The sequence below is a fragment of the Brevibacillus sp. NRS-1366 genome (assembly GCF_050467985.1).
The window spans coordinates 1-610 of the sequence record NZ_JBITPN010000086.1 but is presented as its reverse complement, the minus strand read 5'-3'; the positions used below and the strand labels follow the sequence as shown (position 1 = coordinate 610).

At 34.6% G+C, this 610-nt stretch carries 1 pseudogene; it reads left to right on the top strand.

From position 1 onward, the window contains the following. Positions 1 to 184 precede the first annotated feature (184 nt). Positions 185 to 610: pseudogene (locus ACIFQN_RS35750) on the top strand (hypothetical protein); the annotation flags it as partial.

Here is a 610-nt window from a genome sequence, read left to right as displayed (position 1 = left end):
ACTTCAATATAGCCTTCTGGATGAAAGATTTCATTTGTACAAAATTCCTGTTAATGGAATGACAAGTAGCTGGTCTAGCGAGTCGGTGTCTGGGACTCGTTTTTTTATTTGTATAAGACAGGTAAACACGGATATGGATGTAATTGCTGAATTGGACAACTAACAAGAAAGGAGAGCAGCTTGAATGAACTATAATTATCGAGGAAAATATTTGCCATCGAATGATTACAACAAACTAGATGTAGTAATATTTCAAAAAACCACAAACAATCCTAAGCAGTTTTTCATGTGTATTACTTCACATTCACGCAATACCCCACAAGAGCCTTCACACAATTTGGACACAGCATATTGGGCTGTTTTAAATGCGGATAGTAACTTTCCAAATTCTATAGATACATTTATTATGCGAAGAAACTATTCAGCAAGTGATATTGTCAATGTGAATAGATATGAAGAATTATTCTTAAAGCCAAATCGAACTCCAACTGAAGACGATGAAATGAACTCGTTAACCAACTCATTGCGCGATAAGATCATTTCCCCTGATGATTGGAATAAACTACAATCAGCTCTACAAAATATGCAGATGTTTTTAAAGACTGAAATT